This window comes from Tunturiibacter empetritectus, assembly GCF_013410875.1.
GTDB lineage: Bacteria > Acidobacteriota > Terriglobia > Terriglobales > Acidobacteriaceae > Edaphobacter > Edaphobacter empetritectus.
In genome coordinates, this window is sequence record NZ_JACCCU010000001.1 from 2371442 (window position 1) to 2385743 (window position 14302).

General features: G+C 57.8%; 14 protein-coding genes. 10 read left to right on the top strand and 4 right to left on the bottom strand.

Annotated features, from left to right (window positions below):
* Window positions 1-14 precede the first annotated feature (14 nt).
* The 3 genes from HDF08_RS10060 to HDF08_RS10070 all read left to right on the top strand — a co-directional run bounded on the left by HDF08_RS10060 (window position 15) and on the right by HDF08_RS10070 (window position 3138).
* Window positions 15-1265: a glycosyltransferase family 4 protein gene (locus HDF08_RS10060; protein ID WP_179638309.1), complete on the top strand. Its 1251-nt coding sequence runs from the start codon at window positions 15-17 to the stop codon at window positions 1263-1265.
* A gap of 73 nt (window positions 1266-1338) precedes the next feature.
* The gene (locus HDF08_RS10065) at window positions 1339-2514 is read left to right on the top strand and encodes a glycosyltransferase (protein WP_257030949.1); all 1176 of its coding nucleotides are present in this window, start codon (window positions 1339-1341) and stop codon (window positions 2512-2514) included.
* A gap of 12 nt (window positions 2515-2526) precedes the next feature.
* A complete protein-coding gene (locus HDF08_RS10070; RefSeq protein WP_179638310.1) occupies window positions 2527-3138 on the top strand; it encodes an LbetaH domain-containing protein in 612 nt (203 codons plus the stop codon).
* Window positions 3139-3230: 92 nt separating this feature from the next.
* On the opposite strand, the gene HDF08_RS10075 is transcribed toward HDF08_RS10070, so the two are convergent.
* Window positions 3231-3614, bottom strand: a complete 384-nt coding sequence (locus tag HDF08_RS10075; protein ID WP_179638311.1) for a response regulator — start codon at window positions 3612-3614, stop codon at window positions 3231-3233.
* A 168-nt stretch (window positions 3615-3782) separates the two neighbouring features.
* On the opposite strand from HDF08_RS10075, the gene HDF08_RS10080 reads away from it, so the two are divergent.
* From HDF08_RS10080 to HDF08_RS10095, 4 genes are all read left to right on the top strand, one after another.
* On the top strand, window positions 3783-5135 hold the full coding sequence (locus tag HDF08_RS10080) for an ABC transporter ATP-binding protein (protein WP_179638312.1): 1353 nt from the start codon (window positions 3783-3785) through the stop codon (window positions 5133-5135).
* Complete coding sequence (locus HDF08_RS10085; protein ID WP_179638313.1) at window positions 5132-6922, top strand: ABC transporter permease; 1791 nt, start codon at window positions 5132-5134, stop codon at window positions 6920-6922. The genes HDF08_RS10080 and HDF08_RS10085 overlap by 4 nt, the downstream gene beginning before the upstream one ends.
* A gap of 174 nt (window positions 6923-7096) precedes the next feature.
* Complete coding sequence (locus HDF08_RS10090; protein ID WP_179638314.1) at window positions 7097-7633, top strand: cupin domain-containing protein; 537 nt, start codon at window positions 7097-7099, stop codon at window positions 7631-7633.
* A gap of 51 nt (window positions 7634-7684) precedes the next feature.
* Entirely contained in the window at window positions 7685-8164 is a 480-nt protein-coding gene (locus HDF08_RS10095) for a cupin domain-containing protein (protein ID WP_179638315.1), read from the top strand.
* A gap of 25 nt (window positions 8165-8189) precedes the next feature.
* Here the strand turns inward: HDF08_RS10095 and HDF08_RS10100 are convergent, their stop codons facing one another.
* The 3 genes from HDF08_RS10100 to HDF08_RS10110 all read right to left on the bottom strand — a co-directional run bounded on the left by HDF08_RS10100 (window position 8190) and on the right by HDF08_RS10110 (window position 10784).
* The gene (locus HDF08_RS10100) at window positions 8190-9236 is read right to left on the bottom strand and encodes a DmpA family aminopeptidase (protein WP_257030950.1); all 1047 of its coding nucleotides are present in this window, start codon (window positions 9234-9236) and stop codon (window positions 8190-8192) included.
* Window positions 9237-9474: 238 nt separating this feature from the next.
* Window positions 9475-10020: a hypothetical protein gene (locus HDF08_RS10105; protein ID WP_179638316.1), complete on the bottom strand. Its 546-nt coding sequence runs from the start codon at window positions 10018-10020 to the stop codon at window positions 9475-9477.
* Between the two features lie 281 nt (window positions 10021-10301).
* Window positions 10302-10784 carry an AI-2E family transporter gene (locus tag HDF08_RS10110; protein WP_179638317.1) on the bottom strand — a complete coding sequence of 161 codons (483 nt, stop codon included), beginning with the start codon at window positions 10782-10784 and terminating at the stop codon, window positions 10302-10304.
* A 135-nt stretch (window positions 10785-10919) separates the two neighbouring features.
* Between HDF08_RS10110 and HDF08_RS10115 the strand changes: the two genes are divergently transcribed.
* The 3 genes from HDF08_RS10115 (at window position 10920) to HDF08_RS10125 (ending at window position 14230) form a co-directional block, all read left to right on the top strand.
* Window positions 10920-12257, top strand: coding sequence for an alpha-amylase domain-containing protein (locus HDF08_RS10115; RefSeq protein WP_179638318.1), 1338 nt, complete (start codon window positions 10920-10922; stop codon window positions 12255-12257).
* A gap of 442 nt (window positions 12258-12699) precedes the next feature.
* Window positions 12700-13398 carry a phosphoribosylformylglycinamidine synthase subunit PurQ gene (gene purQ / locus HDF08_RS10120; protein WP_179638319.1) on the top strand — a complete coding sequence of 233 codons (699 nt, stop codon included), beginning with the start codon at window positions 12700-12702 and terminating at the stop codon, window positions 13396-13398.
* 40 nt (window positions 13399-13438) lie between these two features.
* Window positions 13439-14230 (top strand): tyrosine-protein phosphatase, encoded by a 792-nt coding sequence (locus tag HDF08_RS10125; RefSeq protein ID WP_179638320.1) that lies wholly within the window; start codon window positions 13439-13441, stop codon window positions 14228-14230.
* Window positions 14231-14302 lie beyond the last annotated feature (72 nt).

A 14302-nucleotide genomic window follows, 5' to 3' on the forward strand; every position in this document is an offset into this window, starting at 1 on the left:
CGCAGTCCATTCTCATGAGATCTCCTGACCAAAGCCGAGAGAACAATAAGAAGAAGGTGAAGGTCGCCTATCTGGTGAGCCATCCCATCCAGTACCAGGCTCCGTTGTTGCGGCGCATCGCGCAGGAGCCGGATATTGAACTGACCGTTTTCTTTGGATCGGACTTCTCGGTGCAGGAGTATGTCGATAAAGGATTCGGCGTGGACGTGAAGTGGGACGTGCCTCTGCTGGACGGCTATCGTTACGAATTCCTCCCGGCGATATGGGATAAGAGGAGAACCGGGCCGACGAGTCAGTTGAACTACGGCATCTTTAGCCGGCTTCGAGGAAACAATGCAGCGCGGGGATTCGATTTGCTCTGGGTTCATGGCTACTCGACGTTGAACGCGCTGCAGGGAATGCTGGCATCCAAAGCACTTGGAATCCCGGTGCTGCTTCGTGCGGAGTCGCGACTTGGAAGGAAGCAGAGCGATGCTCTGAAACAGATAGTGAAGCACCTTTTTTTCGGCGGGTTGAAGCAACTCGTCGACGGCGTGCTGCCGATTGGGAGTTTGAACGCTGCCTACTGGCGTCACACTCTGGGCGAGGAACTCCCGCAGTTCCCGATGCCGTATGCGGTGGACAACAACTACTTTCAAAGTCGCAGCCGAGAGGCTGATCTGCGACGAGGCGATCTCTTGCGGGAGTTGAATCTTGACGCCTCCCGCCCCATCATTCTATTTGCCTCAAAGCTGCAGAGACGGAAAAGATGCGAAGATCTGCTCGAAGCTTATCTGAGTCTTTGCTCTGAAGTTGGAAGCGAGCCAGTTCCCTACCTCCTGATCGTGGGGGATGGCGAGGAACGGGCGGCGCTTGAGAGGCGTGCCTCCGAGAGCGGCGATGCTGGAGTTCGCTTTTGCGGGTTTCGCAATCAATCGGAGCTGCCGGTTTTTTTTAGTCTCGCCACGGTCTTTGTGCTGCCCTCGCAGGATGAGCCCTGGGGGCTGATCGTGAATGAGGCGATGAACTCGGGGTGCGCCATCATCCTCTCTGATGACGTGGGTTGTCAGCCTGATCTGGTGAGCGATGGCGTCGAAGGATTTGTGTTTCCCGTCGGCGATGTAGACGCACTGAGAGATGCCCTGCGACGAGTTCTTGAAAGCCCGGAGACAGCGAAGGCCCTTGGGCAGCGCGGCCTGAAGAGAATATCCGGGTGGAGTTATGAAGAGGATCTCATCGGTCTTCGACGAGCGATTTCGGCAGTGACAAGGAGGTTGTCGACGTGATTACAACTTTAGTGCGCCCATCATTTGAGGGCTACCTCTGCTGCTATGCTTAACAGTTGATAGTCGAAGAATTATGCGGATTCTGCACATCATTGGAACACTGAACCCTGAGGCGGGCGGTCCTACAGAGTCGGTGCGGGTGCTGCTCAGTTACGGCCCCATTGGCTATACCGGCGAGGTGGTCACACTCGACGATCCGTCAGCGCCATACCTTGATGATGTGGGGTTTCCAGTCCATGCGCTAGGTCCTACCAATACGACCTATGGGTTTAACTCCAAGCTGCTGCCATGGCTAAGGAATAATCGTCATCGCTTCGACGGCGTGGTGGTCAACGGCCTCTGGCAGTACTGCGGATATGCGGCGTGGCGAACTCTGGCAGGCAATACGCCTTATGTCGTGTTTACCCACGGTATGCTGGACCCTTACTTCAAACACGCGTTTCCGCTGAAGCACATCAAGAAGTGGCTCTACTGGGTTCCGGCTGAGTACTGGATCTTGCGTGGTGCCTATCGGGTACTCTTTACCTCGAAGGCTGAGAAGCGACTCGCGGAGCAGAGCTTCTGGCTGCATCGGTGGAATGCTTATGTTGTGCCCTACGGCGCCAGCGGACCGACGGGCGATCCCGAGGTGCAGAAGCGCGCCTTCTTCGCGAAGTGTCCTGAGGCCAAGGGAAAGCGATATCTTGTTTTTCTCGGGCGCATTCATCGCAAGAAGGGCTGCGATATGCTGATCGACGCGTTCGCGAAGGTTGCAGCGGACGATCCGGATCTGTACCTGGTGATGGCAGGGCCGGACCAGCAGCAGTGGAGCGCTAAGTTGAAGGCGACAGCGGCGAACCTGGGTATCAAGGATCGCGTCTTCTGGCCGGGTATGGTGACGGGCGACGCGAAGTGGGGGGCGTTTTACGGATCGGAGGCCTTCATCCTGCCCTCGCATCAGGAGAACTTCGGCATTGCTGTTGCCGAGGCACTGGCCTGCGGAAAGGCCGTACTGTTGGCCGACAAGGTAAACATCGCGGAGGAGATCGCGGAGGATGGCGCAGGATTGATGGAGTTGGACACTCCGGACGGCACGTTGAAGTTGTTGAAGGGGTGGATCGGCATGACCGTTGCAGAGCGGCAACGTATGGCGGAGTTGGCGTATCAGTGCTTCCATCGCCGCTACGATATGCGCGAGAATGCGAAGGCTATCATCCGGCTATTTGGAACAGCTACGGTTCTCACTCCCACCGTTGTGGACTCAGAGTAAGAAGGAGCCCCGATGCCCAGGCAGATTCATTACAACGCGGCAGACCATATCTCGGCAGAGACGGCTGCGGACCCATACCTGCGTCCCGCATTTTCGCTGCGAGACCGGCTGAGGCGGCTAAATTGGAATCTCTGCTGGGCCATCTTTTATAGAACGTCACCAAGACCGTTACATTCCTGGAGAGCGTTTTTGCTTCGTCTCTTCGGGGCAACGATGGGGCCGAACTGCCATTTTTATCCGCGCTCAAAGGTGTGGGCTCCGTGGAATCTGATCTGTGCCGACCAGGTCACTGCGGGAGATGGCGTTGAGATCTACAACCCGGCGCCGGTCACTCTGGGGTCGCACGCCATCTTGTCCCAGGAAGCCTACCTCTGCGGGGCAACCCACGACTACGATGATCCGGCATTCCCGTTGATCGCGTATGCGATGAATATCGGGGCCTACGCCTGGGTCTGCGCCCGGGCCTCAGTCGCGCCGGGAGTCAATATGGCCGAGGGATCGGTGCTTGGTCTGGGGTCAGTTGCCACGCGAAGCCTCGAGGCCTGGACCGTGTACGCTGGCGTGCCCGCGGTCAAAGTAAAGGAGCGCCGTCAGTTCCCGGTTAGCTCTTCCAACCCCGCCTGATGCGGTTGCCTCTTTGGGGCAGAGAAAAGCAGGACCGAAGTCCCGCTGTTTTCGTCGTTCGCTCTAAGACTGCCTCAGATCTATCCATAGATCTATCCGCGGAGTTTTGCGAGAAGATCGGTCGGATGAACGGGTTTGGCGAGGATCTCGAACTCGTGACCTTGCGCACGAGACTTTTCTAGCAGATCCGCAGTAGCGGCCTGGCCCGAAAAGAGAAGGATCTTGCACTTCGGCAGCTTGCTGCGCGTGATGATGGCAGCTTCGATGCCTGTCATTCCGGTCATGATGACGTCGCTGATGAGCATATCGGGCTGAAAGCTATCGAGCAACTCGACGGCCTTCTCGCCGCTAAATACAGCACGGGCTTCAAAGCCTGCCTGGTTAAGAATTATCGCCAGAGTATTCGCAATCACCTGCTCGTCGTCAGCGACCAGCACCTTGGGCTTGGGTGTTGCGGTAGAAGTTAAATCTGCCATGCTAAGTTTCCCCAAAAGTAGAAGGTTCAAAGTTCAGTTTTAAATGTGACGTACGCAGGCAGCGGATTTATATTTCGCCCACCTAGTAATGATACGCTGAGCGCAGAGGTGGTTGACCCACAAACCGCCACAAATTCACCCGCCGCATCCAGTACCACCAAATTTCTTATGCAGCCAGCCATCATTCGTGCCGAACGTGTTGAAAAGTACTACGCGCAACCGAGCGAAAACCGCATCCAGGTAATTTCGCCCACCGACCTGTCAATTACGGCCGGGGAGATTGTTGCGTTACTTGGGCCTTCCGGCTCAGGAAAATCGACCCTGCTGCGCATGTTGACGGGCCTGTCCGCGCCCTCTGCCGGGGAGGTGTACTGGCACGAAAAACCAATTGCAACCGCGGATGTCAACGTTTCCATCGTATTTCAAAGCTTTGCCCTCTTCCCCTGGCTGACCGTGCTGGAAAACGTGGAAGCTCCGCTGAAGGCTCGTGGTATGGACGCCGCCGACCGTCGCAAACGAGGCATGAAGATCCTCGACACAGTGGGTCTGGACGGCTTCCAGGCTGCGTATCCCAAGGAGCTCTCCGGCGGCATGCGGCAGCGGGTCGGCTTCGCACGCGCGCTGGTCGTCGAGCCCGAAGTTCTCTTCATGGATGAGCCCTTCTCCGCGCTCGATGTGCTCACGGCCGAGAACCTCCGCAGCGAACTGCTGGAGCTCTGGCAGAACAAGACCATCCCAACGCAGTCGATCTTCATCGTCACCCACAACATCGAAGAGGCCGTCCAGCTTGCCGATCGCATCATCGTCCTCGGACGCAACCCGGGCCATGTGCGAACCGACTTCCGCGTCGCAATCCCTCACCCGCGCGACCGCAAAGCAACCGCCTTCACCCAACTGGTCGACTACATCTACAAAGTGCTGACGCAGCCTGACGCCCAGCCGCCAGCCCTGCCCCAGACCTCCACCGGAAAGACGGTCCGCGATCAACGGCAAATGCACTACCAGATGCTGCCGCACGCACGCCCCGGCGGAATCGCTGGTCTGCTAGAGCTCGTTCTCGACCACAACGGCAAGGACGACATCTATCGCCTCGCTGACGACCTCGCCTTCCAGATCGACGACCTGCTCCCCATCGTCGACGCCGCGCAGCTATTAGGTTTCCTCACGGTTACAGAAGGCGACGCCGCCATCACACCCACCGGCGCCGAGTACGCCAACTCCGAGATCCTTCGCCAGAAAGAGCTCTTCCGCACCGCCGCCGTCGAAAACGTCCTGCTCCTTCGCCAGATCGTGCGCGCCATCGAGTCCAAAAGCGACCGCAGCGTCCCCGAGGAGTTCTTCCACGACATGCTCGACGAGCAGTTCAGCGAAGACGAGACTCTCCGCCAGTTGGAGACCGCCATCAACTGGGGCCGCTACGCCGAGCTCTTCGACTTCGACGCCTCCCGCCGACGCTTCATCCAGTCAGAAAAACTTCATCACGACACGGAAGCAAGCTCCACCGCGGAGATCGATGCATGATGAAGCTGCCGGATAGCTTCAGCAACATCCGCGGACGTGAGACCTTTGCGCGCTCCCAGGTGCTGCAGCGCAGCTGGCCCGTCGTGCTCGACCTCTGCGTCGCCGGCATCGGCCTGGCCTGCTTCTACGGAGTCGTCGTCATCGCGCGCTACTGGTTCGGCCATCCCGAACCGGAGATCGTCATCTCGCAGAGTCCGCGCGCACTGCCGCAGTATGCGTTCTACTCCATCGTGCGCATCGGCCTTGCCTACCTGCTCAGCCTGGTCTTCGCCATCGGCTACGGCTACATCGCCGCCTACAGCAAACGCGTCGAGCCGCTCATGATCGCTGGCCTCGACATCCTCCAATCGATTCCCGTCCTCAGCTTTCTCCCCGGCGTCATGCTGGCGATGGTCGCGCTCTTTCCCACCCGGCAGATCGGCGTCGAGATGGGCGCCATCGTCCTCATCTTCACCGGCCAGGTCTGGAACATGGCCTTCAGCTTCTACTCGTCCATCAAGAGCATCCCGCGAGAGCTCTCCGAAGCCGCGAGCATCTACAAGTTCTCGCGCCTCCAAAAGCTGATCCAGTTAGAGCTTCCCTATGCCGCCATCGGACTGGTATGGAACTCCATGGTGTCGGTCGCAGGCGGATGGTTCTTCCTGATGGCCTGCGAGATGTTCGTCCTGGGCACACGCGACTTCAGGCTTCCGGGACTGGGATCATACCTCCAAACCGCTGCCGGCACGGGAAACTTCGCAGCCATCACCTGGGGCCTGCTTACGATGGTTGCGATCATCGTCGCGACCGATCAGCTCGTCTGGCGGCCCATCATCGCGTGGAGCGACAAGTTCAAATTCGAGCAGGTAGAGAGCAACTCAAGAGTGCGCTCGCCACTGCTGCATCTTCTCCAGCAGTCTCGCGGACTGCGAACGCTACGTCAGCACACGATCGTTCCCTTCGAGGAGAGTCTCTATCGCCGGCTCGCAGAGGGACGAGCCGGCGGCACAGTTGCCAACGCTGCAAACTCCGATGGCGAGGTCAAAAAGAACGGCTCTGCGTCTACCATCTTGCGCGGACTTGTTATCGTGATTGGGGCAACCGCGGTTCTCTATGCGGCCTGGCAGGCGTTGGCGCTTCTACGGCAGGTCCATGGCAGCGAGTTCGCCACAATCCTAAAGGGCGCGATGGCTACCTTCCTCAGAGTCAACATCTCACTGATTCTCGCTGCTGCGTGGACGATTCCCGCAGGCGTTGCCATCGGCTTCCATCCCCGGCTCGCGCGCATCGCACAACCCATCGCGCAGATCGCAGCCTCCGTTCCCGCAACTGCACTCTTCCCCGTCATCCTTCTCGCTCTCATCCGTATCGGCGGCAACATGAATATCGGCTCTATCGCGCTGATGCTCTTAGGAACGCAGTGGTACATCCTGTTCAACGTCATCGCCGGTGCAATGGCGATCCCATCCGATCTAAAAGAAGTCGCGACGCTCTTCCACTTCACCACCATCCAGAAGTGGAAGACGGTCATTCTGCCCGGCATCTTTCCCTTCCTCATCACCGGCATGGTGACAGCCTCCGGCGGCGCATGGAACGCGAGCATCATCGCAGAATATTTCCGGCTCAAAAACCAGACGCTGCAGACGGTTGGGCTTGGTGCAGTCATCAGCGCGGCAACAGACAGCGGCCAATTCCAGATCCTGCTCCTCGCCACGATCGTGATGGCAATCATGGTCGTTACCATCAACCGTCTGGTATGGCGCCCGCTCTACCGCCTCGCCGAAACTCGTTACAAACTAGGCGGCTAAACGCCAGAGTGAGAGGAGCGAACGCGCCAATGCCAGGCACGCATACCAGCCTGAACTACTGCAACCCTCCGACCGCGCCACCCTCTGACGAGAAGCTGTTGCAAGCGGAACTTTGAATATTAACGTGCTGCCTGTAGATTTCGCATCCTATTAGCGTGGACGATAGGAGGTTCTATGACAGGTTCAGCTACCTTTGCGCCGTTTATAGAGAACCGGGAGACCGCCCCCGCATACTGGCAGGTGGACATCCTTTGGCTGGTGCTTGCGGATGGGAATCAGACCGGAAACAGCTTTTCGCTCCTTGAAGAGCTATGCCCCAAAGACTCCGGACCGCCTCCACACACGCATACTCAAACGGAGATCTTCTACCTGCTGGATGGCGAGATCACTTTTCTGGTGGACGGAAAACAGATCAAAGCCAAAGCGGGATCCGCGGTGACTGTGCCACCTGGCGTAGCGCACAGTTTCAGGGTCGACTCAGAGACCTGTCGAGTGCTCAACCTGTACGTACCTGCTGGTTTTGAGCGGTCGATCGTTGAGCTTGCAGAGCCGGCAAAGCACCGCACACTCCCTCCGAAAGGATTGCCCATGCGTGGTTCCATGGCGGACGCCATGAAGCTGTTTGCGGAGATTGGTATGAAGCCGGTGCCGGGCCCAGACGTCCTTCGGCCAGCCGCCGACACACGCATGGACATGTCCGGCGGGAAGTAAATTGGGCGAGAAGTAAATGGAAACGGGATCAGAACACTTCAGGAGAGAAGAATGACAAACACACCGAAGTCTGCAGTGGAAGCGCAACCACCTGCCGTGAGAGAGTTCCTCGTGCTGGGCGACAAGATGCTCATCAAACAGAGCGCCGAAAGTACGAACGGCAGATATGCCGTAATGGAACAACTCCTAAATCCAGGAGACGGACCGCCCCCGCACATACATACGCGGGAGGACGAAGTGTTCTACATCGCTTCCGGCGAGTTCGACATCCTGCTCGGAGACCGGACAATTCGCGCGAAAGCCGGCGACGTCCTCGATGCACCCCGCAACGTGCGTCACACCTACCATTGCGTGGGAGAGGCGCCGGGCACCATTATCTTTCTTACTTATCCGGCGGGTATCGAGCGCTTCTTCGCGGAAGCGTCGAAGATTGCGCCGTCCGACATGGGCAAGCTGTTCGAAGTAGCGGCTCAATACGGATTGATCTTTGAAAAGCCTGAGCCCTCCGCCGACAAGCAAAAGAACAAATAAATCTAAGGATGCTTCTGCATCGCGCTTACTTCGTGAGTTGGTGCTGTCTGAGGATGGTTACAACTCTGTCGATCGGCAGCGCTTCGACCGTATGTCCGTTGCCAGTCACAGTGGTGGCCTTGAGCATCGAGTTGTAAATCGCCTCCTCTGTCCCCTCGATCACGGCCTCGAAGAGAGGAGACATCGCATCGTTAGTGAGCACCTCAGTCCTGCGCGTCGTGGATACATCGCTCGTAAAAATGCGAACCTGGGATGCGGTGGAGAACGCGATCGCATAGTCGCCGCTACCGTTCGACGCGGAGCTGCCCGTCCTGCCCATCCCGACCCAAGCTCTAGCTGCAAGGCGTTTCAGATTGCGCACATCCAGTGGAGCGTCCGTCGCGATCACCATCATGCAAGAACCATCGGCCTTATCTTTTACGCCCTCGACCTGACCGGCTTCCTTGCGCAAATAATACTGACCAAGCTCCTGACCCACAGGCGCACCGTTGATGGTAAGTATCCCTCCGAAGTTTGACTGCACCAGCACGCCGACCGTGTATCCGCCCAGCGTGGCCGGAAGGCGTCGCGACGCGGTTCCTATGCCACCCTTCCAGCCAAAGGCTACGGTGCCCGTACCGGCTCCCACTGTGCCCTCATCAACAGGCCCCGGCTTGGCATCTCTGATCGCATTGGTTACGTCCTCCGGCGCGATGTGGCGACCACGAATGTCGCTAAGCCATCCGTCATTCGTCTCCCCCACGATCGCATTGATCGAAAGTACACCCTCGTTGCCCGGAAGCGAAAGCATGTAGCTAATCAAATCGTCAGCCGCACGAGGAACACTGGTGGTTGAGGTCAGCAGGATGGGCGTCTCAATCTCTCCCATCTCATCCACTTGTGTAGACCCTGTAAGCTTTCCATAGCCGTTACCAATAAAGATCCCGCCGGGAACGCGTTCGCGATACATATTCCCGGCGTGAGGCAGAATGGCCGTCACTCCAGTTCGCACGTTGTCACCGCGAATAAGAGTCGTCTGGCCAACTTCCACACCTGCAACATCCGTAATCGCATCGAGCGGACCTGTTGGCAACACGCCAACCTTCAGCCCAATGTCGGCGGCTCGAGGACGTTTCGGTGAGCCTTCACTCTGTGCTCCAGCTATCAGGCTGACAAGCAGAACGAAAGCGCTTCCACAAAGACCACGAGATAGGATGCGCACAGATTGACCCCCGAAGTGTTTCCTCGCACACGCTCGACCAGAACTTATCAACCCCCCGGGAAACACTTCTGTTGCCTTTCTGGTCAGTGGCTGCCGCCCACTTTCATACTCAGGTGTTCTTTCCAGGAGTTAAGAGCACGCTTGTTTTGGTGGACCACTTGGCGGTGGGGCCATCCGTATAAACGACAAGATTCCCATCATCCTGCAGATAGAGGGTCGGGTGCTGGATGCCAAATGTACCCGTATTGAACACCGGAATTGACCCCGCATACGCCACCAGATTGCCATCCTCCTGAAAATCTACCTCTGTGACGCCCTTTCCGTTTATCTTGGCACTCCAGACCGGTACCCATCGCATCTGGTTGTTAGGATCGAGTGCTGGCGCCGGGCCCCCAGTCACCTGGGCTAAGCCGATGGAGGACGAGTCGACGCTCTCGAGAATCAGGTTTCCATCGGATTCCTGCAAGGTGAGCCTGAATGCACCACCAGGGGAATACCAACTGCTTCCGGGGCGAAGCCATAGCGACCGTGGCTTGTTATTACCGGGACTTATGTGCGTGTTGTCTCTGACTTGGTTGTTGGGTGGGTAAGCGATAAGGCCTACTATATCCAGGGGAAATTGGAGATCGGTGCTTTGCAATGAGACATTAATCATGGGCTCCTCCGTGTTGCGCTGATTGCGTTCTAAACGGGGCCCGCGGATTGAAGATGGCTGTAACTTATAGTCTTCGAGAGGCGCTGAAGCAAGCGATCCTTTTCGGTCGATTCAGAGTTCACTGATTGCGAATCGCAGCCCGCGCCGCCCGAGGCTTGCGCCGCTCCTACTTGAAATGAGCTTCATAGGGTTTCTCAACCCGCAATGTACCTCAATGGGAATCTTCCCTCTTTCACTTCGTAGGTCATTCAAGCTCCAGAGAACATGCGATGGTCGTTCGTTCAGAGCGGAGGCGCACCCGGCTGCTTGCGAAACGCAAAAACAACCGCCAGCAGCGGAGGAGCCAGCAGCACACCCCAAAACGGAATTACAATCCCCAGCACAATCGGCCCCAGAAACGCCGCCCACCACGGAACCTTCGTAGTCCGATGCAGCACGTAAGGCCCAATGACCAGCCCTTCCAGAATAACAATCAGTCCATAGAGGCCCAGAACCAGCCCCAGACGCCACTCGTCATGGCCGCTGAACGCAACCGCCAGCACCGGACCAATCAGCGCGATCATACCGCCGAAGGTTGGAACGATCTGCAGGATACCCCCAAGAACCGCCCAGAGCGGCGCGAACGGAACCCGGATCAACTCCAGCCCGATCAGCCACAGAACTCCGACAATCAGTCCATCCAGCGTCGCCGCCCGCCACCAGTTAAGCAGCGCGCCGCCCGCCGTCTTCAGATGAGCCGTCGTATTGTTGTTTCGAATCTCCATACCAACCTGTCCGCTTCGGCGCGCATCAGACCCTCTGAAGCAGAACTATAACTCAAGCCACTTCATTCGATGCGCACCTTTGCAACCGCGAGGGACACGCTCGCGCGAACGGCACTGGAATGGAGCACGATCAAGATGGCTGTCATGATGCAGGCGTTTTACTGGGACTCGCCCAAGCACGATAAAAAAGAGGGCGAGTGGTGGAACTTCGTAGCCGAAAAAGTAGAGGACCTTAGCAACGCAGGATTTAGTGCGCTGTGGCTGCCTCCGGTCTCGAAAGGCTCCGACCACGCCTCAATGGGCTACGATCCCTACGACTACTTCGACCTTGGCGACTTCGACCAGAAGGGCGGCACCAAGACCTACTACGGCAACCGCGCCGAGCTCGAAGCGCTGATCGCCAAAGCGCACAAACACGGCATCGGCCTCTACGCGGATATGGTCATCAACCATAACTCCGGTGCCGACGAGGAGGAGGTCAACCCTCTCGACGGCGAGAAACGTTGGACCAAGTTCAATCCCAAGAGCGGTAAGTTTCCCCGCGACTGGAACTGCTTTCATCCCAGCCGCTACGAGCAGGTGATGATGGAGGGCGAGAACTTCGCCGGCTTCCCTCACCTCTGCCATCGCAACCCCGTCGTCTACACCGCGATGTTCGAGTATGCCCGTTTCCTCATCGAGGAGCTGGGCTTCGACGGCTTCCGCTTCGACTTCGTAAAAGGCTTCGGCGCGTGGATCATCGGTCTGCTGGCGAAGTATCGCTACGTCAAGGACGGCAAGGAGTTCACCCCCTACGTTGTCGGTGAGATGTGGTCTGGCGGCGAGGATATAGGACAGTGGCTGGACAAAGTCAACAAGCTGACCGACACCCAGATTGCTGCCTTTGACTTCCCGCTCCGCTACAAGTTGAAGGACGTCTGCGACAAGCCCAGCTACGATCTGCGCAACCTGACCGACGACGGCGCAGTCGTCATGAAGCGGCCCATGCACGCCGCTACCTTCGTCGACAACCACGACATGGGCGACAACGCGATCGTCAACGACAAGATGATGGCCTACTCGTTCATCATGGTGCACGAGGGGTATCCCAGCATCTTCTGGTACGACTACTACAACAACGGCCTGGCGCGGCCGCTCACTCCGAACGGAATCGACGCCCTGATCATCGCCCACCAGAAGTACGCTGGAGGCGACTCGCAGATCCTGCACGCCGATCCCGACCTCTACATCATGCAGCGCGTCGGCTTTAAAGACGACAGTGTCGATCAACCGGGCCTGATCTACGTGCTCAACAACCTTGGCGACAAGTGGTCGGGCACCTCAGTAAAGACCAAGTGGGCGAATCAGAAGTTCGCTCCCATCGCCTGGGACGGCCACGACGACGCTCACCCGGACGAGCGAACGACCGACGCGGACGGCAACTCCGAGTTCCCTGCTCCGCCTCGAGGCTTTGCCATCTACGCCCCTGTGTAAGAGATGTCCTGCCGGACGAGCGCCCTGCGCGGGCAACGGTCACTTCGTGACGCGTATACCGGTCTCGGCGAATCAAACAGCATCAATCCTCCCGCTGGTCGGCCAAGCTCTGGTCCGCGACCAACGGGAGCACCTTGCGAAGCTCGGAAAAAGGCGTGCGAACGCCCGCCCCACGCGCAGTGGGCCCGTCCGGCAGGACGCACGCACCTAATCCAAAAATAAAGTTCCAAAACGTGGCGTATTTTTAGTGAGCAAAAAACACGGTGCTAAAACACCACGTCAGCCACGCAAAACACCACGTTCTCACCAGCAAAAAACCATCATTTTGCACGGTGGAAAACCACAAACCCCAATAAAACCGCACCCGCCACCACAACCAGATTTTTTCAAGGGTTCGAGCCCATCTTTCGAACTCCCGGAAGGCAAATGCTATCCTTAAAGCATGAAATTCGGCGTTCTGGTCTTCCCCGGGTCCAACTGCGACCATGACACCCACCACGTGGTGGACGCGATCGCGCACCAGCCTGTGACCTACCTCTGGCACGCCTCAGAGGACCTTCAGGGCTGCGACGCCATCCTCGTCCCCGGCGGATTCGCCTACGGCGACTACCTTAGAACCGGCGCCATTGCCCGCTTTGCGCCAGTCATGCAATCGGTAAAGAAGTTCGCCCAAAACGGTGGACTGGTGATGGGAATCTGCAACGGCTTTCAAATTCTGTGCGAAGCAGGCCTCCTTCCCGGCGCACTGATGCGCAACGCCAGCCAGCACTACATCTGCAAACAAACCTTTCTGCGAACCGAGACAAACAACTCTCCCTTTACGCACGGGCTGTCTCGCGGGCAGGTGTTGCAGATGCCAATTGGCCACATGGAAGGTAACTACTTCTGCGACTCCGATACGCTGGAAACGCTGAAGAAACAGGATCGCATCGCCTTTCGCTACGCCACTCGAGAGGGCACGGTGACTGCTGCTGCGAACCCGAATGGATCGCTCGAGAACATCGCTGGCGTCCTGAACGAAGGACGCAATGTGCTGGGTCTCATGCCGCATCCGGACCGTTCCAGCGAGGCTCTCCTTGGATCTGCGGATGGCTTGCGCTTGTTTCAAGCGATGGCGGAGTCTTTGGCTACAGCGCGATAACGCAACCAGCCCACTGACGCGATGATAAGCTGATCACGCAATGATTGACATTCACCATCACCTTCTGTGGGGCATGGACGATGGTGCTTCGACCCTCGAAGCCTCTGTAGCTATGGCGAAGATGGCTGCAGCGGATGGGATCACCCACATCGTGTGTTCGCCGCACTCGAACGGCCAATACTCCTACGACCCTCCCATCATCAACGCGAAGATTATCGAGTTGCAGGAGCGGTTAGATCGTGATTCGATCGGTATAAAGCTGGGCCGTGGATGCGACTTCCATATGTCGTATGAAAATATCCAGGAGGCCAAAGTTGACCCGACAAAGTTCAGCATCAACGGGCTGGGCTATCTACTGGTAGAGGTTCCGGACTATGGACTGCCGCGGGGTTTGACTGAAATCTTTTATCAACTGCAGTTGGCCGGTCTAACGCCGATTCTGACGCATCCGGAGAGGAATCCTACGCTGCAGGCCGATCAGGATCGAATCGCGGAGTGGCTGCAGCGGGGAGTACTGGTGCAGGTCACGGCGGGGTCTGTGCTAGGCCGGATGGGCAAGCATGCAGAGCGGATGGCGCATGAGCTGCTCGAGAATCGGTGGGTGCACTTTCTGGCAACCGATGCGCACAATACGACCTCGCGCGCACCAAAGATGCGAGAGGCGCTGGAGTTGGTCGCAGCGAAGTATGGGCCGGATTATGCGCATCTGCTCTGTGTATCCAATCCTCTTGCGGTATTTATGGGGAAGCCGATGCCGCCACAAGTGGAGCCGCTGAACCTCTATGAGGATCTGCAGGAGAAGAGCTGGTGGCGGAGACTGCTGGGGCAGTAGATTTGGTGGGAGCACCACGCGAAGCGGTATACAAGTCACGAAGTGACCGCGCGAATCGGGGCCTCACGAACA